This is a genomic window from Microbacterium sp. GbtcB4 (genome assembly GCF_019091465.1).
GTDB lineage: Bacteria > Actinomycetota > Actinomycetes > Actinomycetales > Microbacteriaceae > Microbacterium > Microbacterium paraoxydans.
The window spans coordinates 1-234 of sequence record NZ_JAGXJJ010000630.1; the positions used below are offsets into that span (position 1 = coordinate 1).

Below are 234 nucleotides of genomic sequence, written 5' to 3' on the forward strand. Positions count from 1 at the left end.
CGTGATGACCGCACCGACGATGAGACCGCCGGCAACAATGGCGGTGCCCGCCCAGACGATCAAGGTCGGGCCGGGCGCCGGGCCGGTGAGCAGCACGCCGATGACGTGGCGGGTGAGCTCGGAGATGACGGACCAGCCGACGAGGATCAGGATCAGCGGCACGGTGATGTTCGCGAGCCACTGCATTCAGACGAAGCCGAAGGCGACGATCGCGACGACGGCGAGGCCGAAGAT

Annotated in this window: 1 pseudogene; it reads right to left on the bottom strand. The window is 67.5% G+C overall.

The features are described from left to right. Nucleotides 1-234, bottom strand: a pseudogene (locus KVS71_RS19070) (cytosine permease); the annotation flags it as partial.